Here is a 26,117-nt window from a genome sequence, read left to right as displayed (position 1 = left end):
GTGCAGAAAACAACTCATCAAAGGCAAAGTACAGTGAGTACTGTGCCTTTTAAATTATTTATTGCTTTTTTACCACCTGAATACCCAACTCAGCCAGTTGAGCCGGATTGGCCTCACCTGGTGCATCGGTCAGTGGACAAGCAGCAGTGGCAGTTTTTGGGAACGCCATCACATCACGAATGGATGTAGCACCTGTCATTAACATCACCAGACGGTCTAAACCAAAAGCCAGACCTGCATGTGGAGGTGCACCATAACGTAAAGCTTCCAGTAAGAAACCGAACTTCTCTGCGGCTTCTTCATCACTGATGCCCAGTAACTGGAATACTTTAGCCTGCACGTCCGGCGTGTGGATACGCACAGAACCGCCGCCAAGCTCAGTACCGTTTAACACCATATCATAGGCGTTGGACAACAAGGCTCTGTGATCCAGCTTGTCCATTTCAGTCGCGAGGAATTCAGCGGTGTCCAAAGGTGAGGTGAACGGATGGTGCACTGCTGAGAAACTGCCATCATCGTTTTCTTCAAACATTGGGAAGTCCACAACCCACAGTGGTTTCCAGCCCTGCACTGTTAAACCTAAATCTTCGCCTAACTTCAGACGCAAAGCGCCCATAGCTTCACAAACTACTTTGTAGCTGTCAGCGCCAAAGAAAATTAAATCGCCTGTAGTGGCCTGAGTGCGGCTTAATACTTCGCTGATAATTTCAGGAGTTAAAAATTTGGCCACAGGAGACTGAATACCTTCAGCGCCGGCACTGATATCGTTCACTTTTAACCAGGCCAAACCTTTAGCGCCGTAAATGCCAACAAAAGCTGTGTAGTTATCTATGTCTTTACGTGAGACTTTTTCAGCAGCACCCGGCACTTTTAACGCCACTACGCGACCTTTTTTGTCATTGGCCGGGCCTGAGAAGACTTTAAACTCAACGTCTTTCACTAAATCAGCTACGTCGACAAACTGCATTGGGTTACGTAAGTCTGGTTTGTCTGAACCGTATAAACGCATCGCTTCGTTGTAGGTCATACGAGGCATTTTGCCTAAATCGACATCCAGTAGTTGCAGGAACATCTGGTGTACCATTTGCTCCGTGACTTCCATCACTTGCTCAGACGTCATGAAAGATGTTTCGATATCAATCTGAGTAAATTCAGGCTGACGGTCTGCACGTAAATCTTCGTCACGGAAACATTTAACGATTTGGTAATAGCGGTCCAGGCCAGCCATCATCAGCAATTGTTTAAACAACTGTGGCGATTGTGGCAAGGCGAAAAACTGGCCTTTGTGAGTGCGGCTTGGTACTAAATAGTCGCGGGCACCTTCAGGAGTAGCTTTAGTCAGGATCGGCGTTTCTACATCCAAAAAGCCCTGACTATCCATAAAGTTGCGGACAAAACTGGTGACCTTAGCGCGGAACTTTAAACGGTCGCTCATTAAAGGACGGCGTAAATCAATGTAACGGTATTTTAAGCGCTGCTCTTCGCTATTGTTCTGGTTTGGATCCAGCGGAATAGGAGCAGATTTATTTAAAATAGTCAGGCTGGAGGCATAGACTTCAACTTCGCCAGTAGCCATATCGGTATTAACCTGAGACTCTGGACGGGCACGTACAGTCCCAGTTAACTGCACACAAAATTCGTTACGTAAGTCAGCGGCCTGAGAGAATAAGTCTGTTAATTCAGGATCAAAAAATACCTGAACCAAGCCTTCGCGGTCGCGCAGGTCAATAAAAATCAAACCACCTAAGTCACGACGGCGGTTGACCCACCCACACAATGACACCTGTTGACCAATGTTTTCTGCCTTTAATGAACCGCAATAATGGCTACGCATTAACTTATCCTTTCAGTCGAACTTTAATATGCCTGCGAAAATGAGCGCTAATTATATAGAAAAGACGATTAATGTCACTGCCCTTAAACTCAGTTAACAACTAGCGATTAGATTTTGTTCACTATGGCAGCGCTTGGCCGGAAAAAGCAGATCAGCGACTGAAGCGATATTGGCTTTTTCCTTGCTGCTTTACCTGATACATCAATTGATCGGCAGACTTTAGCAAAGTGGCTGCGTCAGTACCGTCATCCGGATAAATAGCAATACCAATGCTTGCACCTACTTTGGCCTGACAAACCGACAAGGCTAATGGCTCTTGCAGGTACAGTAGTATTTTTTCTGCCACTATAGCAGCATCATCCCGATCTACTAATCCAGTTAACAAAATCACAAATTCATCGCCACCAAAACGAGCCACAGTATCTGTTTTCCTTACACAGTGACTCAACAGCGCTGATAACTTGACCAGCATCTCATCGCCTACATCATGCCCATACAAATCATTCACTTGCTTAAAGCCATCTAAATCTATAAACATCAATGCCAACATCTCGTTATGCCGGGCATGTTGATGCAAAGCCGTTTGTAAACGTTCAGTCAACAGGCTTCGGTTTGGAAGATGAGTTAAATCATCATGGCCTGCCATAAAACGCATTTTCTCTTCCACACTACGGCGTAAATTCACTTCACGACGCAAGGAGAAATTCCAAATAAGAAAGCCGACAGTTACCATAAAAAACACTGCAGCTATTTGCAGCACCAGAGTCATCACCCTGCTGTGATCCAGACCTTGTTTAATCCCCAAATCCAGCCATTTATCCTGCAGGTTCTTTCGATCGGCATCATTAATAGTTCTTATGCCCTTATTCAGGATCACTAATAATTCAGGTAAGTCTTTACGCACCCCAAAATAAGACGGATATACAGCCAATTCAGCAGGCAAATAAGCACGTAAATTAACGTATCTTGGATCCCTCAGCGCCACCGCTGAAGCCAGCACTGTATCCAGGGCAAAATCAGCACGTCCTGAAGTCACCATTTCGAGTCCGTCATTTAAACTGTCAACTTCAATCACTTGATGCATGGGATAGTCAGTTTTGAGTTGCTGTACAAACTGATACTCGCGCATCACGGCTATACGTTGACCAGGCATAGACGCCAGATTTTCATAAAATACCGCCCCCTGCTTCCCTAGCATGATCCATTCTAACGTCCAATAATCCATACTGAAGGAACTGAAACTGCGCCGCTCTGGTAAATCAGAAATATTCGCCACCATCTGCAGTTTGCCTGCTTTAAAATCCTCTAACAGTAGATCCCAATCGCTATAAGGCTGAGGTACGAACTGCACATCTAAACGCTGATTAAGTAATTTCAGAATGTCGTTGGTAATACCCTGGACTTGACCTTTTTCGTCAACAAATTCGATGGGGCGCCAGTTATTCATCACGCCAACTTTTATCTGCTGATGCTGATTTAACCACTCCCGCTCAGCAGAAGTTAAGGGCACTTTGTCACGAAATGTTTGAAAATAGCCGCGGGCATTTTTACCCAACCATCGGTCTTCTATTTCAACCAGCTCATCTAAGCTGATGTCTGAAAAACCTTTTTGGATCCGTTGATACAATTCCTCATCATTTTTACGGATCAGCGAGTACACAGCAGACTCATACCGAATACCAGGAAAGACTTTTAGGCTATCTTGGCTACTGTTTTGCAACAGACGTCCACCTACTGTTAAATCTGACGCTAAAAAACCTGAGATCTGATTTTTCGACGTAGCGTCAATCATCTGATCCAGGGTATCGAAGACTTTTAATCTCGCTTCAGGGAACTGTTGTTGTAATTGAGGCCCAAGACTAGAGGTATGCAAAAGCCCAAGCGTAGCGCCTTTCAATCGATCCACAGAGGTTAAATCTAACTTGCTGTTATAGAATAGTGACGAATAAATATTGTACAGATGATAAGCAGGCTTTAAACCAGTGTATTTTTCAGCGTTTTCAATTTGAGCCATCTGTACATCAATCCGACCTTTGCGTAAGTAGGCCAAGGAATCCTCAGATTGATTAGGTACAAAACTGACGGCTATGCCGGTTTTTTTAGACCAAAGCCGCCATAAATCAACAAAAACCCCTTGTACATCCCCTAGAGTAGTCGCGTGCATAAACGGTTGATTGCCAATAGATACCCCAATCAGAAGGGTTGTCGGATCTGTATCCACGCTCAGCCATTTCCGTTCCAGCTGATCTTTAAAGACGGTATCGACAGCATCTGCAGCTGCCTTTAAATGCTGCAGTAACAAAGCCTTGTCCTTTCTAACGGCAAAAGTCAATTCGATTTTTTGGATAGGGACTTTTTTAAAAGCCGGGTAGAGCAAACTTAGTTCTGTGTAACTGACATAACGAGGAGATAATCGATCCAGACTTGTGAATGCTTTAATTTCCCCTTTTAAAGCGGAGTCATACATCTGAGACACGGCATCGTATGGCTTTAACACCAAATCAGGTTGATGTTGCGTCAAACTATCAATATGAGTTGAGCGCCCTACCACCCCCACCAGATAAGGTCGCAAATCCGCTAAGTTAGCTACTCCAGTCAGATCTCTGTGCACAAATACATTACTGAAAATATCCAGATAAGTTGTGCCCAACAAATACTGTTGTTCCCGATCCGCGGTTCGCCCCAGCCCGCCATGCAAGTCTATAAGGCCTGCATCCAGCATACTGAGTGTATCGGCCCAATCTGCGGCGATAAATTCTGTGGCGATGCCGTGTTGACTGCCTAAGTGCCGCCAATAATCGACCACCAACCCTGCAGCCTGACCTTCATCGTCGATAAACATATAAGGATAGGTATCGCTGGAGATCCCTATTTTCAGAGCAGCCGGAAGTCTATCCATAGACCCGGACTCTTGCGCCTGCAAATTACAGCCATAAGCACAGCTTGCAATCATCAAAAAAAACAACAGCAACTTTTTCATCATAGTGGAGATATAATCATTATCTTGGTTAAAAAGCTAAATCCAGCGACAATAGCCACCTCAATAAGAATGACTTTTTTACAATGGAACCCCGGATGCTATATCTTGGCTGCCCAGTCTGGGCAAAGGCTCAGTGGAAAAATCTGATATTTAACAGCGAGCTGGATCCATCAGACTTTCTTGCTAACTATAGTAGGTATTTCAATTCTGTAGAGGGCAACACCAGTTTTTATGCTGATCCGTCAGCACAAACTGTTACCCGCTGGAAAGAGCAAAGCGATGAAGCGTTCCGTTTTACTTTAAAAGTTCCCAAACGATTAAGTCATCAGTTTCAGCAATTCCAGCGTGCTGAATTACAACTCTGGCTGGATTTGATAGCGCCGCTGGCAGAAAAACTGGCTTTGGTGCATTTACAGCTACCCGCTTATTTTTCACCAGAGCATTTAAGCTGGCTTCAACAGATGCTCAATAGCTTGTGTTCATCCTTTTCTGTCGCTGTTGAGGTGCGCCATCCGATGTTTTTTGATAAAGCAGAACATGAAATCACCTTGAACCGTTTATTGCGTGATTTTGAGGCGGAGCGGGTGATATTTGACAGCAGAGCTCTATTTTCAGTGCCCGCTACAACCGCAGCATTGCTGGACGCGCAGCGGAAAAAACCTTATCTACCCGTGCATGCGGTGGCCTTGACCAAACAGCCTATGCTACGTTTCGTCGGCACTGACGATATGACCATCAATCAGCATTATTATCAGCCTTGGCTGGGGAAAGTACGGCAATGGCTGGATGAAGGTAAAACACCTTTTTGTTTTTTCCACAGCCCTGATAATCTGACAGCTCCACAGCTGGCACGGCAGTTTGTGATGGACCTGGGTATAGAACATCCGATACTGGCCCCCTGGCCAGAACATCAGAGCCAACTGAGTCTGCTTTGATTTCGCCCCCAAGCCAAAATACGTTAAACTGTTCGCCAATTAAAGGTATGAAGTAGTTCGACTGATGCAAAAAGATCATATTTACGCTGACCCTTTGGGCCATATTCAGGATTTTTGTTTTGACTCTGCCGTAGTGGATGTGTTTCCAGACATGATCCAACGCTCTGTGCCTGGCTATCAAACTATCATTCAGACCATAGGCAAACTGACCAGCCGTTTTCAGCAAGCTGACAGCAACTATTACGATTTGGGTTGTTCTTTGGGCGCGGCTAGTTTAGCCATGCGCCGCCAGATCACTGAACCTGGTTGTCAATTGATTGGAGTCGATAACAGCGCTGCAATGGTGGAACGTTGTACCAGCCATCTACAGGCCTTTCGCTCTGACGTTCCAGCTAGGGTATTGCTGGCCGATATTCGCGATATTCCGATGGAAAATGCCGCTGTAGTGGTCAGTAATTTCACCTTGCAGTTTTTAGCCAAAGAAGACAGAGCCCGCCTGATTGAACGAATTTATCAGGCGCTGAAACCTGGTGGTATTTTTGTGTTGTCAGAAAAAATTATCGAAACTGATGAAACCACTCATGAGCTGTTAATTGATTTACACCACGACTTTAAACGCGCTAATGGTTACAGTGAGCTGGAGATCAGCCAAAAACGCACTGCGCTTGAAAATGTGATGCGCCCCGACAGTCTGGAGGAACATAAAGCAAGATTGTCTGCTGCAGGCTTTGAACACATCAGCCTGTGGTTTCAGTGTTTTAATTTTTGCTCTCTGGTCGCAATAAAAACAACAGAGGAGCAAGGATGAGCCGTTTTCAGAGTTTTTATCAGCAAATTGCCGCGAATAAGTTGGTGCACTGGCTTGAGACCTTACCGGCTCAATTAAAAAGCTGGGAGCAAGAGGCTTTGCATGGTGACTTTAAGCAGTGGCAAAAAGTACTGGACCATTTGCCAGTTGCAGCGAAGAACTGTGTCGAATTAAAAACTAAAGTCGAATTTGGCCAGCCAGAAGACTTAAACCATGGCCAAAAACAACGGCTTGAAGTTTTGTTACGCCAGCTTATGCCATGGCGCAAAGGCCCATTTACCCTGCATGGTTTAACCATAGATACCGAATGGCGCTCTGACTGGAAATGGGACAGAGTTCTGCCTCATATCAGCCCACTTCAACACAGAACAGTGTTGGATGTCGGCTGTGGCAGTGGTTATCACTTATGGCGCATGAAAGGTGAAGGTGCGGAATTTGTTGTCGGCATTGATCCCTCACAGCTGTTTTATTGTCAGTTTGAAGCCATCAAACATTTTAATCCAGACCCTAAAGTGCATTTATTGCCGGTCGGCATAGACGATATGCCAGAGCTAAAAGCTTTTGATACAGTGTTTTCCATGGGCGTATTGTATCACCGTCGTTCCCCCATCGACTTTTTAGCTCAGTTAAAACAACAACTACGCCCCGGTGGTGAGTTGGTGTTAGAAACCTTGGTGATTGAAGGCGATGAGCAGGCGGTGTTAGTGCCCACTGACCGCTACGCTAAAATGCGTAACGTCTGGTTTATTCCAAGTACAGCAGCTCTGTTGTTGTGGATGCAACGCGTGGGCTTTAGAAATATAAAAGTAGTGGATTTATCTGTCACCAGTCTGGATGAACAACGTAAAACCAGCTGGATGGAAAATGAAAGTCTGATTGATTTTCTTGACCCAACTGACCATAGTAAAACCATTGAAGGCTATCCGGCTCCGCTTCGTGCCGTGATAGTAGCACAGGCTTAAACTGAAGGAATTTCGATGCCGTACCGCCCGAAATCAACTATGGAACAATGGCGTATACTGCAAGCTGTGGTCGATGCGGGGGGGTATGCGCAGGCCGCTGATTTACTGAATAAAAGTCAGTCTTCCCTAAATCATGCGGTGGCGAAATTACAGTATCAGTTGGGTGTGGAACTGCTGGAGGTCAAAGGACGTAAAGCCTTTTTAACTTCGGCAGGTGAAGTCATGTTACGCCGCTCTCGTTTATTAACCCAACAAATTGAAGATTTAGAGCTGTTGGCTTCCAATATTAATGTTGGGTGGGAGCCTGAAATTCGTATCGCGGTAGAACTAATTTACCCTAAAAAATTTTTATATCGCGCTTTGGCTAAGTTTCACCCTATTTCACGTGGTAGCCGAATACAGATCATAGATACGGTAATCACAGGTTCGACCGAAATGATTACGGAACATAAGGCTGATTTAGTTATAGCAGCGTCACCTAGTGTGCCTAAAGGCTTTATCGGTGAACCTTTAACCGTAACCCAGATGCTGCCGGTCGTCGGACAAAACCACCTGCTTGCGCAGCAATCAAAACTTGATTTAAATGAACTGAGTCAATACTTACAGATAGTGATCCGGGATACTGCAAGCAAACCTAAAGACGTCGGCTGGTTAAAGGCGGAACAACGCTGGACCGTGAATAATTTTTTTGAAGCTATAGATATTCTGAAAAGTGGTATAGGGTTTTGTTGGTTGCCTGAATTTCTAATAGAAGACCTGGTTAAAACCGGCGCTCTGGTTTGTCTTCAAATTCCACTCAGCTCAGCTCGCGTAGTACCTTTAGCGCTAATTACACCCAAAGAAGAAACACTAGGGCCCGGCAGCCGCCAGTTACGTGAGCTGCTGTTAGCCGAGCATAAAAACTAATCATCAAGGGGTCAAAATGAACCAGCACGAAGTAAGTGAATTAATGAAAGCAACAGCACAGGACGCCGTTGTCTATGCTGCAGAGGAACATCAGGTGCTATTGGACTTTAGTCTGGATAGTTTAAGCAAAGTCGATGAAATACTTAGTGAACTTTATTTACGTCAGCAAGAGCAACGTCATGCCGATGATTTGCTATTCACTTTATGCAATCTGTTTGGTTCTTACACAGGTGAGATTTTTATTCATCATGTCGGCGGTCAGTGGTACTACGACGAATCGTCACCAGACGCACCTTATATCTGTGTGCATTATAATGGTAAGGAGTTTCCTTTTGCGTCCTTGGTTTACCATCAAATTGCCAAAACTCCGAGCGCGAGTTTACGCAATTATGTCGGACAGGCAATGAACAACGCCATGCAATGATAATAGCTTCGAGGCAATGCTCTGCGATCAATCCAACCTGATCCACCGTTGCATGCAGTAAATCCTTTTGTCTGGCGGCTTTACAGGGTAAAATGCCGCGAATTTTTTTTGACCTTCACTTTTTAGCCATTTGGGGATTGCCGTGAGCGAGCAAAAAACGTCGTTAAGTTACAAAGACGCTGGTGTAGATATTGATGCCGGTGAGGCCTTGGTTGACCGTATTAAAGGTGCAGTAAAACGCACGACCCGTAAAGAAGTAATGGGCGGTTTAGGCGGCTTTGGTGCTTTGTGTCAAATCCCTGCTGGCTATAAAGAGCCGGTGCTGGTATCAGGCACTGATGGTGTAGGTACCAAACTGCGTCTGGCAATGGATTTAAAACGCCATGACAGCGTAGGTATCGACTTAGTTGCCATGTGTGTGAACGACATAGTCGTATCAGGAGCTGAACCGTTATTTTTCCTTGACTACTACGCCACTGGTAAGCTGGATGTAAATACCGCTGCCACTGTGGTAGAAGGCATTGCTAAAGGCTGTGAGCTGGCTGGTTGTGCTCTGGTGGGCGGTGAAACTGCTGAAATGCCAGGTATGTATCACGGTGAAGACTACGACATCGCTGGTTTTAGCGTTGGTGTGGTTGAGAAGTCTGAAATTATTGATGGCAGCAAAGTAAAAGCAGGCGATCAATTAATTGCATTGGCGGCTTCTGGTCCTCATTCCAACGGTTTTTCGTTAATTCGTAAAGTACTGGAAGTTAGCGGCCAGGATCCTCAAACCATGCTGGAAGGCAAAACTATTGCCGATCATCTGTTAGAGCCTACCCGTATTTATGTAAAAAACCTGCTGGCTTTAATTAAAGCTATGCCGGTCCATGCCTTGTGTCATATTACTGGTGGTGGTTTCTGGGAAAATATCCCTCGGGTACTGCCAGAAAACACTCAGGCAAACATCAAAGAGAGCAGCTGGCAATGGCCTGCTATTTTCAGCTGGTTACAACAGCAAGGTAATGTAGAACGTCACGAAATGTACCGCACCTTTAACTGTGGTGTCGGTATGATTGTGGTGGTTCCTGCAACTCACCTTGATGCGGCTTTAGCCCAGTTAAAAGCCGCTGGCGAAAATGCCTGGCATCTAGGTGAAATTAATCAGGTTGCGCCGGACCAAGCTCAAGTTGTGATCCAAGGCTAAACCCAGGCATGAAATCTATTGTGGTATTGATTTCAGGCAGTGGCTCCAATCTGCAGGCAATTTTAGATGCCTGCAGTGCTGGTTTTATCGACGGAAAAGTCACAGCTGTGCTGTCAAACAAAGCCAAAGCTTTTGGTTTAGAGCGTGCAAAAAAAGCCGGAGCTAAAGCTATAGTGCTGGATCATAAAGCCTATGTCGACCGTGCAGCTTATGATCAGGATTTGATTGCAACTATCGACCAGTATCAACCTGATTTGGTGGTGCTGGCTGGTTTTATGCGTATTTTAACGCCTGAATTTGTGCAGCATTATCAGGGCCGTTTGCTGAATATCCATCCTTCGTTATTACCCAAATATCAGGGGCTGAATACTCATCAGCGCGCTATTGATGCGGGTGACTCGGAACACGGCTGTTCAGTGCACTTTGTCACGGCAGAGCTAGATGGTGGACCAGTGATTTTGCAGGCAAAAGTACCTGTATTTCCTGGTGATGATGCAAATGCTGTCGCAGAGCGTGTTCACGAGCAAGAACATCGTATTTATCCGTTGGTTGTGCGCTGGTTTTGTCAGAACCGTTTACAACAGCAGTCAGATAAGGCATTGTTAGATGGCCTTTTATTGTCTGACCATGGATATGCAAATGACCAGGATGATGAATAAATGGCGCCTTAGTGCGTCATTTTTTTTACTCTTTTCAAGTCTTTTATCAGCTGAAGAACCTGCAGTTGCCCCTTCACACCAAATTTCAACTTTTGAAGCCAGCTACAATGTATTGCGTTCCGGCAAAAAACACGGTGAAGCCAAACGTTATGTCAAAACCACTGAACAAGGTTACGAGCTGGGGTATAGCAGCGATATTAGCTGGCTGATTTTTACAGATAAACGTTCAGAACAATCCTTTTTTAGTGTCAAAGATGGCCGTATTCAGCCCAGTCGCTACGTGATGAAACGCAGTGGCTCAGGCCCAAACCGTTATTATGAACTGAATCTAAACTGGGAGAATAAAGAGCTAAGAGTCGAAAAATCTAAAAAAATCAAAACCGTACAATGGAATGAGCAATGGCTTGATCCTTTGAGTTACCACAGTCAGCTCGCTTTAGATTTACAAGCAGGGAAAACTGAATTTGAGTATCAGGTACTGAACCGCCATGGTGAAGAGCGTAAGTACAGCTTTAAAGTGGCAGGCGAAGAGTGGTTATCGCTGCCCTACGGTAAAGTAAGAGCGATACGAATTGAACGCACAGGCACGGGGCCTGATAAACAAGTATTAGCCTGGGTAGCACCGGAGCTGGATTATTTGTTGGTTCGTTTATGGCAAGCCGAAGACAAGGTTGAACAATTTGATATTCAGCTGGCAACTTTAAAGCCGTAAACTTTTCCCCTACAGAGCCGCTTATTGCGGCTCTCCTGCCTTGAATAGCTGTGCTTGCCCGGACGCCATCACTTGCCACTGTTCGTTTGAGGTTAGTGGCAAAGTGGCAATAATAGTCACTACATCCTTTTCTGTGGTTTCTTTTGAAAAATCAATATCTACATCCACATCAGACAACAGTGCCACACCAAAGGGAGCTCTTCTGGTGATCCAGTGCAATTTAGTACTGCAATAGGCCAGCAGATAATCACCATCTGATATCAACAAGTTAAACACACCTAACTGCTGTAAAGCCGGACACAAGCTAGCAAGATAATCAAAAGCCTGCTTCATATCATCAGGTGCTGTAGGAAAACGTTGCTCAAGCGCATTCAGTAAATAACAAAACGCATGTTCGCTGTCAGTTTGCCCTACCACAAAATGTTTACCTGTTGCTAAAGTTTCAAAACCATGCAACTGACCATTATGGGCATAAGTCCAGTATCGTCCCCATAAAGTTCGGGTAAAAGGATGAGTATTTTCAAGCCCTACTCCACCACTATTGGCCTGGCGAATATGCGCCACCACAGCAGTACTTTTAATAGGATAATCACTAATGAGCCTTGCTATTTCCGACTGATAACTCGGATCGGCGTCTTTAAAAGTACTGACGCCTTTGCCCTGGTAAAAAGCCACACCCCAGCCATCTTTATGCGGGCCCGTTTTCCCGCCCCGTTCTCTTAGACCTTTAAAACTAAAACAGATATCGGTTGGCACATTGGCAGACATTCCTAATAACTCACACATAAATCAGATAGCTTCCTATACTTGCTCACACGATACACTGACGCTGCAACAAAAGTTGACAGTAAACCAAACTGCAAAGTAAGGAATTACTTGCATCTTTGCAACAGGCACACTACTCTAAGCCTACAGTGGTCTGACCTCTAGTTCTCAGGAGTAAATTATGGATGTGTTAATTTTTTGGGTAGCTTTGCTTGGCACAGTCGCCGTGCTCGCCTACCACAGAGCAAGTTTAACTATGTTTACGGCGTTGATCGCTGCTTTATTAGCTGTAGCAAGCTTCACTGACACAGTGGGTCTGGTCAGCTGGATCCTGTTTTTAATTGTGGCCCTACCTTTAAATGTCGCCAGCATACGTCAACAGTACTTAACCAAGCCGCTGTTGAAGATATACCGCAAAATTATGCCGGAAATGTCGACCACAGAAAAAGAAGCTATTGATGCCGGCACCACCTGGTGGGAAGGCGATTTATTCCGTGGCACACCAGACTGGCACAAGCTGCACAATTATCCAAAACCACGTTTAAGTGCAGAAGAACAAGCGTTTTTAGACGGTCCTTGTGAAGAATTGCTGGCTATAGTAGACGATTGGCATACCACACATGAACGTGCTGACTTATCACCAGAAGTGTATCAGTACCTGAAAGATCACGGTTTCTTTGCAATGATCATCAAAAAGCAATACGGTGGTCTGGAGTTCTCTGCTTACGCTCAGTCTTGTGTTCTGCAAAAGTTAACTAGTAAAAGTATGGTTTTATCCAGCGTTGTTGGTGTGCCTAACTCTTTAGGCCCAGGCGAGCTGTTACAACATTATGGTACCAAAGAGCAGCAGGACCACTATCTGCCTCGTTTGGCCAAAGGTTTAGAAATCCCTTGTTTTGCCTTAACCAGCCCAGAAGCTGGCTCTGATGCCGGCGCTATCCCAGATGTGGGTATAGTCTGTAAAGGCCAATGGGAAGGTCAGGAAATTATTGGTATGCGCCTGACCTGGAACAAGCGTTATATCACGCTGGCTCCTATTGCAACAGTGTTGGGTTTAGCATTCAAAATGCAGGACCCGGACGGTTTATTGGGTGACACAAAAGATTTAGGTATCACTTGTGCTTTAATCCCGGCATCAACACCTGGTGTCAAAATCGGTCGTCGTCACTTCCCACTGAACGTGCCATTTCAGAATGGTCCAACTCAGGGTGAAGAAGTTTTTGTTCCGCTGGATTACATCATTGGTGGTCCGAAGATGGCTGGTCAAGGCTGGCGTATGCTGATGGAATGTCTGTCAATAGGTCGTGCTATCACCCTGCCGTCTAACAGTACTGGTGGTATCAAAGCCGCAGCATTATTGACTGGAGCTTATGCCCGTATCCGTCGTCAGTTCAAGCTGCCCATAGGTAAAATGGAAGGTATTGAAGAAGCCCTGGCCCGTATTGGTGGTTACGCTTACATGGCGGAAGCTTCGACTACTATGTCGGTAGGCTCTATCGATTTAGGTGAAAAACCATCAGTTATCTCTGCCATTACCAAGTTTCATATGACAGAGCGGATGCGTCAGGCCATTATCGACGCTATGGATATTCATGGTGGTAAAGGCATCTGTATGGGCCCGACCAACTATTTGGCCCGTGGTTATCAGGGTGCTCCAGTCGCTATTACGGTAGAAGGTGCCAACATTCTGACGCGTAATATGATTATTTACGGTCAGGGTGCAATTCGTTGCCATCCTTTTGTATTGGCTGAATTACAAGCTGCAGGTTTAGAAGATGAACGCGCTGCTGTTACCGCCTTTGACCGTGCTTTATTTGGACACATTGGCTTTAGTATCAGCAACTTCTTCCGTGCTTTATGGTTAGGGCTAAGCAATTCAGCCTTCTCTGCCAGCCCGTATTCAGATGCGACTGCTAAGTACTACAAACAAATGAACAGATACAGCGCTGCATTGGCGTTAATGTCTGATGTGGCCATGGGCACCATGGGTGGTGATTTAAAACGCCGTGAACGTATCTCAGCCCGTTTAGGCGATATGTTATCCATGTTGTATCTGACTTCAGCTGTACTGAAACGCTTTAACGACGACGGTCGTCCAGCGCAAGACTTGCCTATTGTACAATGGGCTTGTGAAGACAATATGTACAAAGCTCAGGTGGCTTTGGATGAAATGCTGGATAACTTCCCGAATCGTATCGTAGGTTCAGTCTTAGGTAAGCTATTGTTCCCTTGGGGTCGTACTTTACGCAAACCATCGGATCAGCTGGATCATCAGGTGTCACGTATTATGCAAACACCTTGTGAAGCCCGCAGCCGCTTAGCAACGAACGTTTATCTGACGCTGGAACCAAACAATCAGATCGGTTTAATTGAAAAAGCCCTGGCTGATATTCTGGCCGCTGAGCCTATCTTCGACAAAGTGGTGCATGCAGCGAATAAGCGTCTGCCATTCTTCCGCTTAAACGAAGTAGCAGATTTAGGTTTAGAGCTAGGTGTAATCACCGAAGCCGAAGCACAAAAGCTGCGAGTGGCTGAACAAGGCCGTCTGCATACCATCAACGTGGATGATTTTGATCCGCTGGAATTGGCTGCAGATAAGTCTTTGTTTGATATCAAGCCAAAAGCAAAATCAGAAGCTGCTTAAGCAGCGTTGATTGCCAAAGAAGCCTGCCCTGTGCAGGCTTCTTTTTTTTTGCATTTGAAACAGTAAGGTATAGTGCTTTAGAAAAAAACGAACAAGTAAAAGTAGGCGTTGACGATGAAGATAAAATCTAGGTGTAGGGATGACAGAGCAGATTTACAAAACGCAGAAACAAAAAAACAGCATTGCTGCTATTATTGTTTTTACTGGGAGAATGGTCGGTGATGCAAGATTCGAACTTGCGACCCCTTGGACCCAAACCAAGTGCGCTACCAAGCTGCGCTAATCACCGACATATAACCTAGTCTAAATGGGGTGGCTGATGGGGCTCGAACCCACGACAACCGGAATCACAATCCGGGACTCTACCAACTGAGCTACAGCCACCACGGTAGAACTTTACTTACGTTGCAATGGCGCGCCCGATAGGACTCGAACCTATGACCCACGGCTTAGAAGGCCGTTGCTCTATCCAGCTGAGCTACGGGCGCCAAATTCGAGGCCGTTAGGCTCTCTTAAATGGTCGGTGATGCAAGATTCGAACTTGCGACCCCTTGGACCCAAACCAAGTGCGCTACCAAGCTGCGCTAATCACCGACTTCGCTACACTACTGCAACGGGGCGGAATATTACAGCCCAACCCTTGGAGCGTCAAACCTTTTTTGCAGCTAAAAAACTGATTGCTTAATATTTGAACCCATTTGCTGTAAAAGCGTTCAATAACACGAAAATATGCTGATTTTTTAACTTTTTACGCCAGTTAAACTGATCTGCTTGGCCTCCTTGCTGTAGCTGTGCGAAAATACAACCCCTCAGATCTCAGGTTAACAGAGCAGTTTTATGGCAGCACAAATCATAGATGGCAAAGCGGTAGCTCAATCTACCCGTCAACAGGTCGCATTAAGAGTTCAGCAACGCCTTGCAGCAGGAAAAAGAGCTCCGGGCCTTGCGGTAGTGTTGGTAGGTATGGATGCAGCCTCTCAGGTCTATGTAGGCAGTAAACGCAAAGCCTGTGAAGAAGTAGGTTTTGAATCCTTCTCTTACGATTTACCATCAAGTACCACTCAGCAAGAATTATTTGATTTAATCGATAGTTTAAATGCCGATAACCAGGTAGACGGTATTCTGGTGCAATTGCCTCTGCCAGCAGGTTTAGACGCTTCCGCTATTCTGGAGCGTATCAATCCACTGAAAGATGTTGATGGTTTCCACCCTTACAATATAGGCCGTTTAGCTCAGCGTATGCCTGCGCTGCGTCCTTGCACACCAAAAGGTATCATTAAACTGTTGCAAAGCACCGGTATTCAAATCCGTGGTATGGATGCAGTAGTGGTAGGCGCCTCCAATATTGTAGGCCGCCCTATGGCACTGGAGCTGTTATTAGCAGGTTGCACCACAACAGTGTGTCATAAGTTCACAAAACAACTGGAGCAGCATGTACGCCGCGCTGATTTAGTGGTCGTAGCCGTAGGTAAGCCTGAGTTTATTCCGGGTGACTGGATTAAGCCTGGTGCGCTGGTGATTGATGTCGGTATAAATCGTTTGGAATCCGGCAAACTGGTCGGTGACGTTGAATTTGATAAAGCCAAACAGCATGCACGTTTTATTACGCCAGTGCCTGGTGGTGTAGGCCCAATGACAGTGGCCTGTTTGATTGAGAATACCTTAGAAGCCTGCGAGCAATTCCACGACCAATAATATGTTGGGGTCAGGCCTTGCATGTTGCATCACAAATGCAACATGCAAGGCCTGACCCTAACAGCTAACCCCGACGCCAGGTCGTTACGCCAGCTTTATCTTCCAGAATAATACCTTTCGCAACTAAAGCGTCACGGGCAGCATCAGCTGCAGCCCAGTCTTTGTTGGCACGTGCTGTATTACGCTGCGCTATTAAAGCTTCAATTTCTGTAACATCATCTGAATCTGTGCCCGACTGTAAAAAGCTTTCTGCATCGCCCTGCAAAATCCCCATCACACTGCCGAGCTTAATTAATAAGCCCGCAAGCTGTGAGGCTTTGGCCGGATTGGCGGCTTTTTCTTTGTTGATATCACGCGCCAGCTCAAACAGCACAGGCAAAGCCAAAGCTGTATTGAAGTCATCATCCATAGCAGCACGGAAGGTAGTGACGTAATTGTTATTCATATCGATGTCTGTCGCAGGTTTTACTTCGCGCAAGGCTGTGTACAAACGGCCTAAAGCTGAATGCGCTTGCAGCAAATTTTCCGCCGAGTAGTTCAGCTGACTGCGGTAATGGCTGGAAATCAGGAAATAACGCACAGCTTCAGCGTTGTAATCAGCCAGCACATCTTTCACAGTAAAGAAGTTACCTAAAGACTTAGACATCTTTTCTTTATCCACCTGCACCATACCTGTATGGATCCAGGTATTGACGTACGGCGTGTCATGCGCGCAGCAGGACTGAGCAATTTCATTTTCATGATGCGGGAACTGTAAATCTGAACCACCACCGTGAATATCAAAATGTTTGCCTAAATGCTTTGCACTCATAGCCGAACATTCAATATGCCAGCCAGGACGACCTTCGCCCCATGGCGATGACCAACTTGGCTCATTTGGCTTGGCCATTTTCCACAAGACAAAATCCAGCGGATCGTCTTTGGCCTGATCAATCTCAACCCTGGCGCCGGATTGCAACATGTCCAGGTTTTGCTGACTGAGCTGACCATAAGCTTTGTATTTACTGACATCAAACAGTACATCACCGTCAGAGGCGATATAGGCATAACCTTTAGCCACTAAAGTTTCTATCAGCTCAATAATTTCAGCCATATGAGTGGTGACACGAGGTTCAATATCGGCAGGCATTAACCCCAGCGCGTTAAAATCATCGTGCATAGCAACCGTATAACGGGCCGTTAAAGCATCACAACTTTCGCCGTTTTCATTGGCCCTTTTGATAATTTTGTCGTCCACATCTGTGATATTACGCACATAAGTGACGTCATAACCGCTGAAACGTAAATAACGGTTCATTACATCAAAAGCGACATAAGTACGGGCGTGGCCAACATGACAGAAATCGTAAATGGTAATGCCGCAGACATACATAGAAACTTTGCCAGGCACTAAAGGCACAAAGGACTCTTTTTTACGGGTCAAGGTATTAAAAATCTGTAGCATGGGCTCCTCGGGAAATCATCAAAACGGCAATGACAAAGTGCGATAGTGTAACATCAGCAAATGTCTTGAGCTATCCTCGCTTTCTCGCTTTGTTGCAAAGAAACAAGATACTTTCCTCTCCTCCCTGAAGTTACTTGGGTATATGCGTTAGCTGCGGTACACTAGCGCCGTTTTTTAGCTTGAGGAGAGCATCATGGTTAGCTTACATACCAATTTCGGCGTGATTAAACTGGCACTATTTGCCGACAAAGCCCCTGCAACAGTCGAAAACTTTCTGAACTATGTCAAAGAAGGTTTTTATGACAACACCATTTTTCATCGTGTGATCAATGGTTTTATGATCCAGGGCGGCGGTTTTACTCCTGATATGGAACAAAAAGAGCCGGGCAAACCAATCAAAAACGAAGCAAACAACAAAGTGGCTAACAAAGCAGGAACTGTGGCAATGGCTCGCACCAGCGACCCGCATTCTGCGACTTGCCAGTTCTTTATCAATGTGGCTAACAACGACTTCTTAGATTTCAGCTCAGAAACTTCTCAGGGCTGGGGTTACTGTGTATTTGGTGAAGTGGTCGAAGGTATGGATGTGATCAACAAAATCAAAACTGTGTCTACAGGACGCAAGTTTGGCCATGCTGATGTACCAAACGATGCTGTGATCATCGAAAAAGCAGAAATCCATGGCTAAAGGCCACAGCCTTTTTATTGCCGATCTGCATTTAAGCGAACAACGCCCGGATATCACCGCGGCGTTTTTGCTTTTCTTACAGCAAAAAGCAACAGATGCTGATGCCCTCTATATTCTGGGTGATTTATTTGAAGTCTGGATTGGTGATGATAACCCTTCGCCTTTGCTGAGTGAAGTTGCGACAGCCATCAAAGCTTTAACAGCTCAGGCTGTGCCGGTTTATTTTTGCCATGGCAACCGTGACTTTTTACTGGGTAAAAAATTCGCCAAGCGCTCTGGCATGCAATTGCTTGAGCCCCTTACTGTGGTCGATTTATACGGTACTCCTACCTTATTAATGCACGGAGATTCGCTTTGCACCCTGGATATTGGTTATCAGAAGTTTCGGGCCTGGTGGGATCAAAAGTGGTGGCAAAAGCTGATCTTGTCTTTGCCTCTGTGGTATCGGCAACATCTGGCGCGCAAAGCCCGTCGTGTCAGTGCTATGGATAAAAAAGGCAAAACATCCGACATTATGGATGTAACGCCGGATGAAGTGCCTAAAGTGATGGCTCAGTATCAGGTGCAGCATTTGATCCATGGTCATACCCACAGACCTGCAGTGCATCAACTGCAAGGTGCCGATGGCAACGCAGCACAACGTTATGTGTTAGGTGACTGGTATAGTCAGAGTTCTTATCTGGATGTGTCAGCGGATGGCTGGCAACTGCACTTCAACCCCTTGTCACAGGTTTAATGCTGAGATTTTTATGAGTTTTACCGAATTACTTCAGCCCATTCATCAGTTTTTACAGTGTGAAACCCCAGACAGCTGGATAGTCGAAGCACAGAAACCAGAGCGACTGGCGGTTTTATTACAGGACCACTTAATCTGTGAGCTTAAAGCGGCGCAAACCGCTATGTATCTGCTGCGCCGTTATGCCTGTGACAAAGACAGCTCATTAACCTTACTGAACTGGCTAAAGCCTTTTGAAGACTTCGCCTATCGTTTTGACGGGGATATCCAGAGTTTAAAGCAGGCTGAAAAACTGAATAAAAGTATTATAGGTCGCTCTGACTTTGTGCACTCGGATCGTATCATCGACCGTATGGTGTTACTCATCCGCGAAGAACTGCATCATTTTTGTCAGGTGCTGGAGATTATGCTGGACAGAGGTATCCCCTACGAAAACATCAGTGCCAGTCGTTATGCTAAAAGCCTGATCCAGAACTGCAAAACTCATGAGCCGCAAATTCTGATCGACAAACTGATATGTGGTGCTTATATCGAAGCACGCTCCTGTGAGCGTTTTGCGAAATTAGCTGAATTTGTTGATCCGGAGTTAGCTGGTTTTTATACATCACTACTGCGATCTGAAGCGCGGCATTTTGCTGACTATCTGGAACTGGCGCAGGTGATCTCAAAATCTGATATCTCAGGGCGGGTGTGCTTTTTCGGCAAACTTGAAGCTGAACTGATTTCAAGCCCGGATCCGGATTTTAAATTCCACAGCGGTGCCCCCACTGCGACCATTTAGTACTGTTTTTTTCTGTTATTAAAAAGCCAGTAACTGCGGTCTCGAAGCTGCTTTACACCACTTGCGACAGATTTTCCGCTCTAAACTTGACGAACTGGGTTCTATTAGCCATAACAAAGGTAAGGGTTTGTTTTGTGCCCTGTAATGAACAACGTAGTAGCCAAGGATAACAACTATGATTCTAAATCACTTATGGGGACTGTATGCCCATCCTAAAGAAGAATGGCATACGATAGACGCTCGTCACGAAAGTTTCAGATACAGCTTAATCCATATCCTGCTCATTGCCTTAATCCCTTCTCTTTGCGCTTATTATTCGGCAGTGCACATCGGCTGGAGTATAGGTGTGGGTGAACCTATACGTTTAACAGCTGACAGCGCCATGATGCTTTCCGTCGCTATGTATGTCGCATTGATCGGCGGAGTCTTCGCGCTTGCGTATCTGGCGCACTGGATGGCTCATACCTTTGGCTCTGAACCTACCTATACCCAAACATTGGAATTAGCGTCCTACACTTCTACTCCACTTTTTATGGTAGGTTTTGCCGCTTTATTCCCTGAACTTTGGTTTGTCATGCTGGTAGGTTTGGCAGGCTTAACCTATTCGGTGTATTTGCTTTATGTAGGGGTGCCTATTCTTATGCATATTCCTGAAGAGCGCGGTTTTATTTATGCAAGTTCAGTAGTGACCACAGGTTTGATTCTGCTGGTTTGCGTGATGACTGCTACCGCTATTTTGTGGAGCTCTGGTTTCGGTCCTGCGTTTACGCATTAGTTTATTTTAAAATGTCAGAGAAGCAAAAAGGGCCGGTTAATACCGGCCCTTTTTTATTTACGATATGGGCTTTGCTGTATTAGTTGCCTTCGTTATGCAAATCTAAACTTGCAGATAACTCAGCTTCTTTTTTACGTTTGGACGCTTCATTACGTTGTGCATCCAAACGATTCAGATAGGCCTGGTCTATATCATTTGTTACATAAATACCGTCAAACACTGAGGTTTCAAAGCGCTTCAATTCAGGGTTTTGTGAACGGACTGCATCGACTAAATCTTCCAGCGACTGAAAAATCAAGCCATCAGCACCAATGATTTTACAGATACTATCTACATCATGGCCATGAGCAATCAGTTCATTTGCCGATGGCATGTCAATACCATAAACGTTCGGGAAACGAATTTCTGGCGCCGCCGAAGCGAAATACACCTTCTTAGCACCAGCCTCTCGGGCCATATCAATAATTTGCTCAGACGTAGTACCACGCACTATAGAGTCATCCACCAGCAATACGTTTTTGCCTTTGAATTCCTGCCAAATCGCATTCAGTTTACGTTTGACTGACTTTTTGCGTTCACCCTGGCCCGGCATAATAAAAGTACGGCCAATGTAACGGTTCTTTACATAGCCCTGACGGTAAGGCAGACCTAATTCATGGGCAATTTGCAATGCAGCGTCATTACTGGTCTCAGGGATCGGAATAACCACATCGATATCTAAATGTGCCCATTCTTTTTTAATTTTCTCACCAAGCTTTTTACCCATAGCAACGCGGGACGCGTACACAGACACATTATCTATAGTGGAGTCAGGACGGGCAAAATACACATATTCAAAAATACACGGCACATAACTTGGGTTTTCAGCACATTGTTGGCTGAATAGCTCACCGTCTTCGGTGATATAGACAGCTTCACCCGGAGCAACATCACGCAGCACAGTAAAACCGTCCGCATCTAAAGCGACACTCTCAGAAGCAACCATATATTCAGTGCCAAGCGCTGTTTCACGCTTGCCCATCACCAGAGGGCGTATACCGTTTGGATCACGAAACGCCACTAAACCATGGCCAATCACAACAGCCACCACCGCATAACCACCACGGATCTTACGATGTAAATTTGTGACAGCACCAAAAATATGGTCAGGGTTAACATGCATATCAGCATGAATGTCCAGCTCATGGGCAAAAGCATTCAACAAGGCTTCTGAATCGGAGTTGGTGTTGACATGACGACGGGCGGTGCGGAATAACTCGTCTTTTAACTCTTCGGAGTTCGTCAGGTTACCATTGTGCGCCAAAGCTATACCAAAAGGACTATTGGTATAAAACGGCTGAGCTTCGGCCGTACTGGCAGAACCTGCTGTTGGGTAACGCACATGGCCTATACCCATGTTGCCAGACAAACGTTGCATATGGCGGGCTTCAAACACGTCTTTCACTAAGCCATTGGCTTTGCGCAAGCGTAAGGTTTTGTTGTCTACTGTCACTATGCCAGCGGCATCCTGACCACGGTGCTGCAACACAGTTAAACCGTCGTACAACGCCTGATTGACCGGATACTTACCTACGATTCCAACAATACCACACATCGATTATTTCCTCGCCACACTTAGGGTCGCTGCATAAAACTGGAATGGGCTTTGATGTATTCAAAAAACCATTCAATGATAAAACCAAATTCGGGTATTAGTTTGGAAGCTTGCCACCAGTCTGTTTGATCTGCAGTGGTAAAAGCATCCAGGAAAAATAACAATGCACTGACCACCAGCACACCACGCAGGGCGCCGAAGATCAGGCCAAGTAACCGGTCTGTGCCAGATAAGCCTGTAGATTCGACCAATCGGCCGATCAAATAATTAACTAAAGCACCGATAATAAGGGTAAAAACGAACAGAACAGCAATAGAAACCGCATTACGCACCAGTGCGTCTTGCAATTCAGTGAAATAGGTTGCCAGATAGGGGTAGTAATAACTGGCTACAAAAAAGGCCAGTATCCAGATAATCAGTGAAACCGCTTCTTTAGCAAATCCCCTGACCAGACTTATTACAGTCGAAAGGGAGATAATTGCCAGAATGGCATAATCAATCCAAACCATTTGCTACCAAAGGATGCTTAAGGACGGCGCGCATTCTACCAAAACACGCACCATAACACCTAATTATTTTCTATAGGCTTAAAAGCAGTCAACTTCAAACCTTGAATTCCGGTCAGTTGCTGTAGTTGAGGCAGTTTTTGTTCCAAGCGTTCTTTTTTCAATTCTGGGCCAACTACAACGCTGACCATGGCCTGACCCTGAGCATTAGTGGTTGAACGGGTAAAAGTAGTAAAACCTGCTTCTTTGAGCTTTGAAACTAACGCTGTAGCATTTTCTGTTTTAGCAAAACTCCCCACCCGAACTATCCAGGCGGTCTCATTCAGCGCTGGATTGCCTTTAGGTTCAATCTGTTTTTCTTTGGTAGCAACAAGTGCTGATGTTACTGCTGTGTCAGAGGTGCTGTCTGACGCTGCTGCCGGACCCAAAGGGTTTTCAGTCGATACAGGTATTTGCTCAGCCAGTGCAGCTGTTACAGCGCCATCTGTAGTTTGGGTAATCATGGTAGCGCTGTCTATCGTCGCTGCGCTACCAGTATCGCCAGCAGTCACTTGCGCAAAGTTATCATCTGGTAATGCTGCATCTACAGCAGGTTCATCCACTGGCGCTGAAAGTAATTCCTGCTGTTTTTCAGCCAACTGTTGTTTAGTGAAAACCTGCTCTTGTTGCACTGTGGCAAATTCCGGACGTTCAGGAATTGCCTTAAATTCACCTTTAACCACCTGTTTTTTCCCATCCAGCAAATCAGGTAAAAAAACGATGGCAGCAATAATTAAAATGCTGCTGCCAATTAAGCGATTTTTAAAAGCGCTGGTCATACATCTGTCTCCTTTTGCAGCGCAAGAACTGCCGACACTGTAACAAAAGAGCCGAAAATCACCAATAAATCATTAGGCTGCATAGATAACAGCGCTTTTTGGTAACCTGACTCTAAATCTGAATAACAGCAATAATGGCTTTGTGCTGGTAATTGAGCAAGTAACATACTGGCCTGAGCGCCACGAGATCCAGGTAGATCCACCAGATGCCACTGGTCAGCCAGGTCGTGAAAAGGAGCCAGACTTTGTTGAATATCTTTATCCTTAAGCATCCCCACCAGCAGATGAACCCGAGCATACTCTGTTTTAATGAACTGTAGCTGAGCAGCTAAATAACCTGCCGACTGCGGGTTATGCGCCACATCCAGTAAAATTCCCGGTGTTTTATTCAGCCATTGCATACGACCAGGCAGACTTAATTCAGCCAGAACCTGCACAGTCTGCTGCTTAGAAGGCAACAGAGTTAAAGCTTCCAGTGCAGTAAGGGCTGTCGCTACGTTCTGCAGCGGCGCAGATGTCAGAGGTAATGCCTCGAACTGACTCTGCACACCACGCCAGCTAAAGCTTGTCTCATTGACGCTGTACTGGTAGTCCTTATTGATGCAAAGCAGTTTTGCCTGAATATCCTGACTGTATTTCAGCACCGACTGTGGAATATCAGTCTCACCTATCACGGCTGGCTTGCCTGAGCGAAAAACACCGGCTTTTTCACGACCAATGCTTTCGCGATCTGGACCTAAATAGTCCTGATGGTCTAAATCGACAGTGGTCAGAATACTTAAATCCGGATCGATGATATTAGTCGCATCCAGTCGGCCACCTAAACCTACTTCAATCAGGCAGATATCCGGTTGCTGTTGTCTCAGCAGATAAAAGGACGCCAGCGTGGTGAACTCAAAATAAGTCAGCTCGATATCAGCACGCAATTGCTCGATAAAAGCAAAAGCTTCACACCAAAGGGGGTCGGCTACATCTTCGCCATTAAGGCGTAAACGCTCGTTAAACTGCAACAAATGAGGAGAGCTATAGACACCGACAGAAAAGCCTTGCACAGCGCAGAGCTGTTCAAGAGTGCGGGCTGTAGTGCCTTTGCCGTTGGTACCGGCGATCAGAATTTTTTTACCGGGTAGCAGATGCAAATCGGCACGCTGCGCGATGTGAAGCACCCGCCCCAATCCCAGTTCAATCTGATGTTGAGGATGTTTTTGTTCTATATAACAAAGCCAATCCGTCAGAGTCTGACAGGATTGGCTTGCAGGCGATAAAAGATTGGTCATAACACCTTATTAGGCGACGCGGTGTTCCTTGGCAGGAGCTGGCCATCGCATGAATTTAGCCACAAGTCGGGCAATTGTATCGCGCATTTGGCGGCGGTCAACAATCATGTCGATAGCACCGTGTTCCAGCAAGAATTCACTGCGCTGGAAACCTTCAGGTAATTTTTCACGTACCGTCTGTTCGATAACGCGAGGACCGGCAAAACCGATCAGAGCTTTAGGCTCACCAATGTTTAAGTCACCCAGCATCGCCAGACTGGCAGATACACCACCCATGGTAGGATCAGTCAGCACAGAAATATAAGGTAAACCTGCTTCACTCAGTTTGGCCAGAGCAGCACTGGTTTTGGCCATTTGCATCAAAGACATTAAAGCCTCTTGCATACGGGCGCCACCACTGGCAGAAAAACAGATAAAAGGTACTTTGTTTTCAATGGCGTATTCGACACCTTTGACAAACTTGGCACCCACTACAGACGCCATAGAGCCGCCCATAAAAGCAAACTCAAATGAAGCCACCACTACAGGCATACCCAGCAAGGTGCCACGCATCACCACCATGGCGTCTTTTTCATTGGTTTCTTTTTGTGCAGCAACAATGCGGTCTTTGTATTTTTTGCTGTCTTTAAATTTCAACAGATCCTGAGGTTCTAACTCAGCAGCTAATTCCACCATACCGCCGGTATCAAGGAAACTGTTCAACCTGTCTCTGGCACTGATACGCATATGGTTGTCACATTTAGGACAAACCCCTAAGTTCCGATCCAGTTCTGCCTTGTACAATACAGCGTCGCAAGAGGTACATTTAGTCCAGACCCCTTCAGGAATATTACGACGCGATGAAGACGAAGTTCTGGGCAGAATTTTTTCTAACCAACTCATAGTTGTTCCTTGGTAGCGCAGCAGGGCTTGAGCCCAAACTTAGTTTATTGTGTAAAAAAGCGCCGATCATGCGGCTAACGGCGCTTATTAAAGCACAAAGCAATGA

General features: G+C 45.7%; 23 protein-coding genes and 4 tRNA genes. 14 read left to right on the top strand and 13 right to left on the bottom strand.

Translation table 11 applies throughout. The annotated features are described in order from the left end of the window. Positions 1 to 58: 58 nt before the first annotated feature. Positions 59 to 1,834, bottom strand: coding sequence for an aspartate--tRNA ligase (gene aspS / locus EMM73_RS09835; RefSeq protein WP_127686269.1), 1,776 nt, complete (start codon positions 1,832 to 1,834; stop codon positions 59 to 61). A gap of 151 nt (positions 1,835 to 1,985) precedes the next feature. Next, positions 1,986 to 4,733 (bottom strand): transporter substrate-binding domain-containing protein, encoded by a 2,748-nt coding sequence (locus EMM73_RS09830; protein ID WP_186435174.1) that lies wholly within the window; start codon positions 4,731 to 4,733, stop codon positions 1,986 to 1,988. Positions 4,734 to 4,909: 176 nt separating this feature from the next. Between EMM73_RS09830 and EMM73_RS09825 the strand changes: the two genes are divergently transcribed. From EMM73_RS09825 to EMM73_RS09790, 8 genes are all read left to right on the top strand, one after another. After that, entirely contained in the window at positions 4,910 to 5,749 is an 840-nt protein-coding gene (locus tag EMM73_RS09825) for a DUF72 domain-containing protein (protein WP_127686267.1), read from the top strand. 64 nt (positions 5,750 to 5,813) lie between these two features. Next, positions 5,814 to 6,557: a carboxy-S-adenosyl-L-methionine synthase CmoA gene (cmoA, locus tag EMM73_RS09820; RefSeq protein ID WP_127686266.1), complete on the top strand. Its 744-nt coding sequence runs from the start codon at positions 5,814 to 5,816 to the stop codon at positions 6,555 to 6,557. Further along, positions 6,554 to 7,519 carry a tRNA 5-methoxyuridine(34)/uridine 5-oxyacetic acid(34) synthase CmoB gene (gene cmoB / locus EMM73_RS09815; protein WP_127686265.1) on the top strand — a complete coding sequence of 322 codons (966 nt, stop codon included), beginning with the start codon at positions 6,554 to 6,556 and terminating at the stop codon, positions 7,517 to 7,519. Before cmoA ends, cmoB begins: the two co-directional genes overlap by 4 nt. A 15-nt stretch (positions 7,520 to 7,534) precedes the next feature. Then, complete coding sequence (locus tag EMM73_RS09810) at positions 7,535 to 8,425, top strand: LysR family transcriptional regulator (protein ID WP_127686264.1); 891 nt, start codon at positions 7,535 to 7,537, stop codon at positions 8,423 to 8,425. A 16-nt stretch (positions 8,426 to 8,441) separates the two neighbouring features. Next, a complete protein-coding gene (locus EMM73_RS09805) occupies positions 8,442 to 8,849 on the top strand; it encodes a hypothetical protein (RefSeq protein WP_127686263.1) in 408 nt (135 codons plus the stop codon). 142 nt (positions 8,850 to 8,991) lie between these two features. After that, the gene (purM, locus tag EMM73_RS09800; protein WP_127686262.1) at positions 8,992 to 10,035 is read left to right on the top strand and encodes a phosphoribosylformylglycinamidine cyclo-ligase; all 1,044 of its coding nucleotides are present in this window, start codon (positions 8,992 to 8,994) and stop codon (positions 10,033 to 10,035) included. Between the two features lie 8 nt (positions 10,036 to 10,043). Beyond that, positions 10,044 to 10,694 carry a phosphoribosylglycinamide formyltransferase gene (gene purN / locus EMM73_RS09795; protein WP_127686261.1) on the top strand — a complete coding sequence of 217 codons (651 nt, stop codon included), beginning with the start codon at positions 10,044 to 10,046 and terminating at the stop codon, positions 10,692 to 10,694. Next, positions 10,675 to 11,406: a DUF3108 domain-containing protein gene (locus EMM73_RS09790; protein WP_261373376.1), complete on the top strand. Its 732-nt coding sequence runs from the start codon at positions 10,675 to 10,677 to the stop codon at positions 11,404 to 11,406. The genes purN and EMM73_RS09790 overlap by 20 nt, the downstream gene beginning before the upstream one ends. Positions 11,407 to 11,427: 21 nt before the next feature. On the opposite strand, the gene EMM73_RS09785 is transcribed toward EMM73_RS09790, so the two are convergent. Then, entirely contained in the window at positions 11,428 to 12,192 is a 765-nt protein-coding gene (locus EMM73_RS09785; RefSeq protein ID WP_127686259.1) for a class II glutamine amidotransferase, read from the bottom strand. 160 nt (positions 12,193 to 12,352) lie between these two features. Here EMM73_RS09785 and fadE point away from each other — a divergent pair, with 160 nt between their 5' ends. Further along, positions 12,353 to 14,815: an acyl-CoA dehydrogenase FadE gene (fadE, locus tag EMM73_RS09780; protein ID WP_127686258.1), complete on the top strand. Its 2,463-nt coding sequence runs from the start codon at positions 12,353 to 12,355 to the stop codon at positions 14,813 to 14,815. A gap of 212 nt (positions 14,816 to 15,027) precedes the next feature. Here the strand turns inward: fadE and EMM73_RS09775 are convergent. The 4 genes from EMM73_RS09775 to EMM73_RS09760 all read right to left on the bottom strand — a co-directional run bounded on the left by EMM73_RS09775 (position 15,028) and on the right by EMM73_RS09760 (position 15,409). Continuing rightward, a tRNA-Pro gene (locus tag EMM73_RS09775) sits at positions 15,028 to 15,104 on the bottom strand. Between the two features lie 19 nt (positions 15,105 to 15,123). Next, positions 15,124 to 15,199: transfer RNA gene (locus EMM73_RS09770), tRNA-His, on the bottom strand. 27 nt (positions 15,200 to 15,226) lie between these two features. Further along, positions 15,227 to 15,303, bottom strand: a tRNA-Arg gene (locus EMM73_RS09765). A 29-nt stretch (positions 15,304 to 15,332) separates the two neighbouring features. Then, positions 15,333 to 15,409, bottom strand: a tRNA-Pro gene (locus tag EMM73_RS09760). Between the two features lie 243 nt (positions 15,410 to 15,652). Here EMM73_RS09760 and folD point away from each other — a divergent pair. Further along, positions 15,653 to 16,510, top strand: coding sequence for a bifunctional methylenetetrahydrofolate dehydrogenase/methenyltetrahydrofolate cyclohydrolase FolD (gene folD / locus EMM73_RS09755; RefSeq protein WP_127686257.1), 858 nt, complete (start codon positions 15,653 to 15,655; stop codon positions 16,508 to 16,510). Positions 16,511 to 16,574: 64 nt separating this feature from the next. Here the strand turns inward: folD and cysS are convergent, their stop codons facing one another. Then, positions 16,575 to 17,954, bottom strand: a complete 1,380-nt coding sequence (gene cysS, locus EMM73_RS09750) for a cysteine--tRNA ligase (RefSeq protein WP_127686256.1) — start codon at positions 17,952 to 17,954, stop codon at positions 16,575 to 16,577. A 193-nt stretch (positions 17,955 to 18,147) separates the two neighbouring features. On the opposite strand from cysS, the gene EMM73_RS09745 reads away from it, so the two are divergent. The 4 genes from EMM73_RS09745 to EMM73_RS09730 all read left to right on the top strand — a co-directional run bounded on the left by EMM73_RS09745 (position 18,148) and on the right by EMM73_RS09730 (position 20,934). Then, positions 18,148 to 18,642, top strand: a complete 495-nt coding sequence (locus EMM73_RS09745) for a peptidylprolyl isomerase (protein ID WP_127686255.1) — start codon at positions 18,148 to 18,150, stop codon at positions 18,640 to 18,642. Then, the gene (lpxH, locus tag EMM73_RS09740; protein WP_127686254.1) at positions 18,635 to 19,378 is read left to right on the top strand and encodes a UDP-2,3-diacylglucosamine diphosphatase; all 744 of its coding nucleotides are present in this window, start codon (positions 18,635 to 18,637) and stop codon (positions 19,376 to 19,378) included. Before EMM73_RS09745 ends, lpxH begins: the two co-directional genes overlap by 8 nt. A 13-nt stretch (positions 19,379 to 19,391) precedes the next feature. Beyond that, positions 19,392 to 20,159, top strand: a complete 768-nt coding sequence (miaE, locus tag EMM73_RS09735) for a tRNA isopentenyl-2-thiomethyl-A-37 hydroxylase MiaE (RefSeq protein WP_127686253.1) — start codon at positions 19,392 to 19,394, stop codon at positions 20,157 to 20,159. Between the two features lie 175 nt (positions 20,160 to 20,334). Next, positions 20,335 to 20,934: a Yip1 family protein gene (locus tag EMM73_RS09730; protein WP_127686252.1), complete on the top strand. Its 600-nt coding sequence runs from the start codon at positions 20,335 to 20,337 to the stop codon at positions 20,932 to 20,934. 79 nt (positions 20,935 to 21,013) lie between these two features. On the opposite strand, the gene purF is transcribed toward EMM73_RS09730, so the two are convergent. From purF to accD, 5 genes are read right to left on the bottom strand one after another with little or no spacing between them, the layout of a single operon-like run. Beyond that, the gene (gene purF / locus EMM73_RS09725; protein ID WP_127686251.1) at positions 21,014 to 22,528 is read right to left on the bottom strand and encodes an amidophosphoribosyltransferase; all 1,515 of its coding nucleotides are present in this window, start codon (positions 22,526 to 22,528) and stop codon (positions 21,014 to 21,016) included. A 20-nt stretch (positions 22,529 to 22,548) separates the two neighbouring features. Further along, the gene (locus EMM73_RS09720) at positions 22,549 to 23,037 is read right to left on the bottom strand and encodes a CvpA family protein (RefSeq protein ID WP_127686250.1); all 489 of its coding nucleotides are present in this window, start codon (positions 23,035 to 23,037) and stop codon (positions 22,549 to 22,551) included. Positions 23,038 to 23,096: 59 nt separating this feature from the next. Continuing rightward, positions 23,097 to 23,852, bottom strand: a complete 756-nt coding sequence (locus EMM73_RS09715; RefSeq protein WP_127686249.1) for an SPOR domain-containing protein — start codon at positions 23,850 to 23,852, stop codon at positions 23,097 to 23,099. Then, positions 23,849 to 25,129 (bottom strand): bifunctional tetrahydrofolate synthase/dihydrofolate synthase, encoded by a 1,281-nt coding sequence (gene folC / locus EMM73_RS09710; RefSeq protein ID WP_127686248.1) that lies wholly within the window; start codon positions 25,127 to 25,129, stop codon positions 23,849 to 23,851. The genes EMM73_RS09715 and folC overlap by 4 nt, the downstream gene beginning before the upstream one ends. A gap of 9 nt (positions 25,130 to 25,138) precedes the next feature. Then, positions 25,139 to 26,011 carry an acetyl-CoA carboxylase, carboxyltransferase subunit beta gene (gene accD, locus EMM73_RS09705; RefSeq protein WP_127686247.1) on the bottom strand — a complete coding sequence of 291 codons (873 nt, stop codon included), beginning with the start codon at positions 26,009 to 26,011 and terminating at the stop codon, positions 25,139 to 25,141. Between the last annotated feature and the right edge of the window lie 106 nt (positions 26,012 to 26,117).

The sequence above is a fragment of the Rheinheimera sediminis genome (genome assembly GCF_004005375.1).
Classification (GTDB): Bacteria; Pseudomonadota; Gammaproteobacteria; order Enterobacterales; family Alteromonadaceae; genus Pararheinheimera.
The sequence above is the reverse complement of the archived record's forward strand: the minus strand, read 5'-3'. Positions and strand labels throughout refer to the sequence as shown.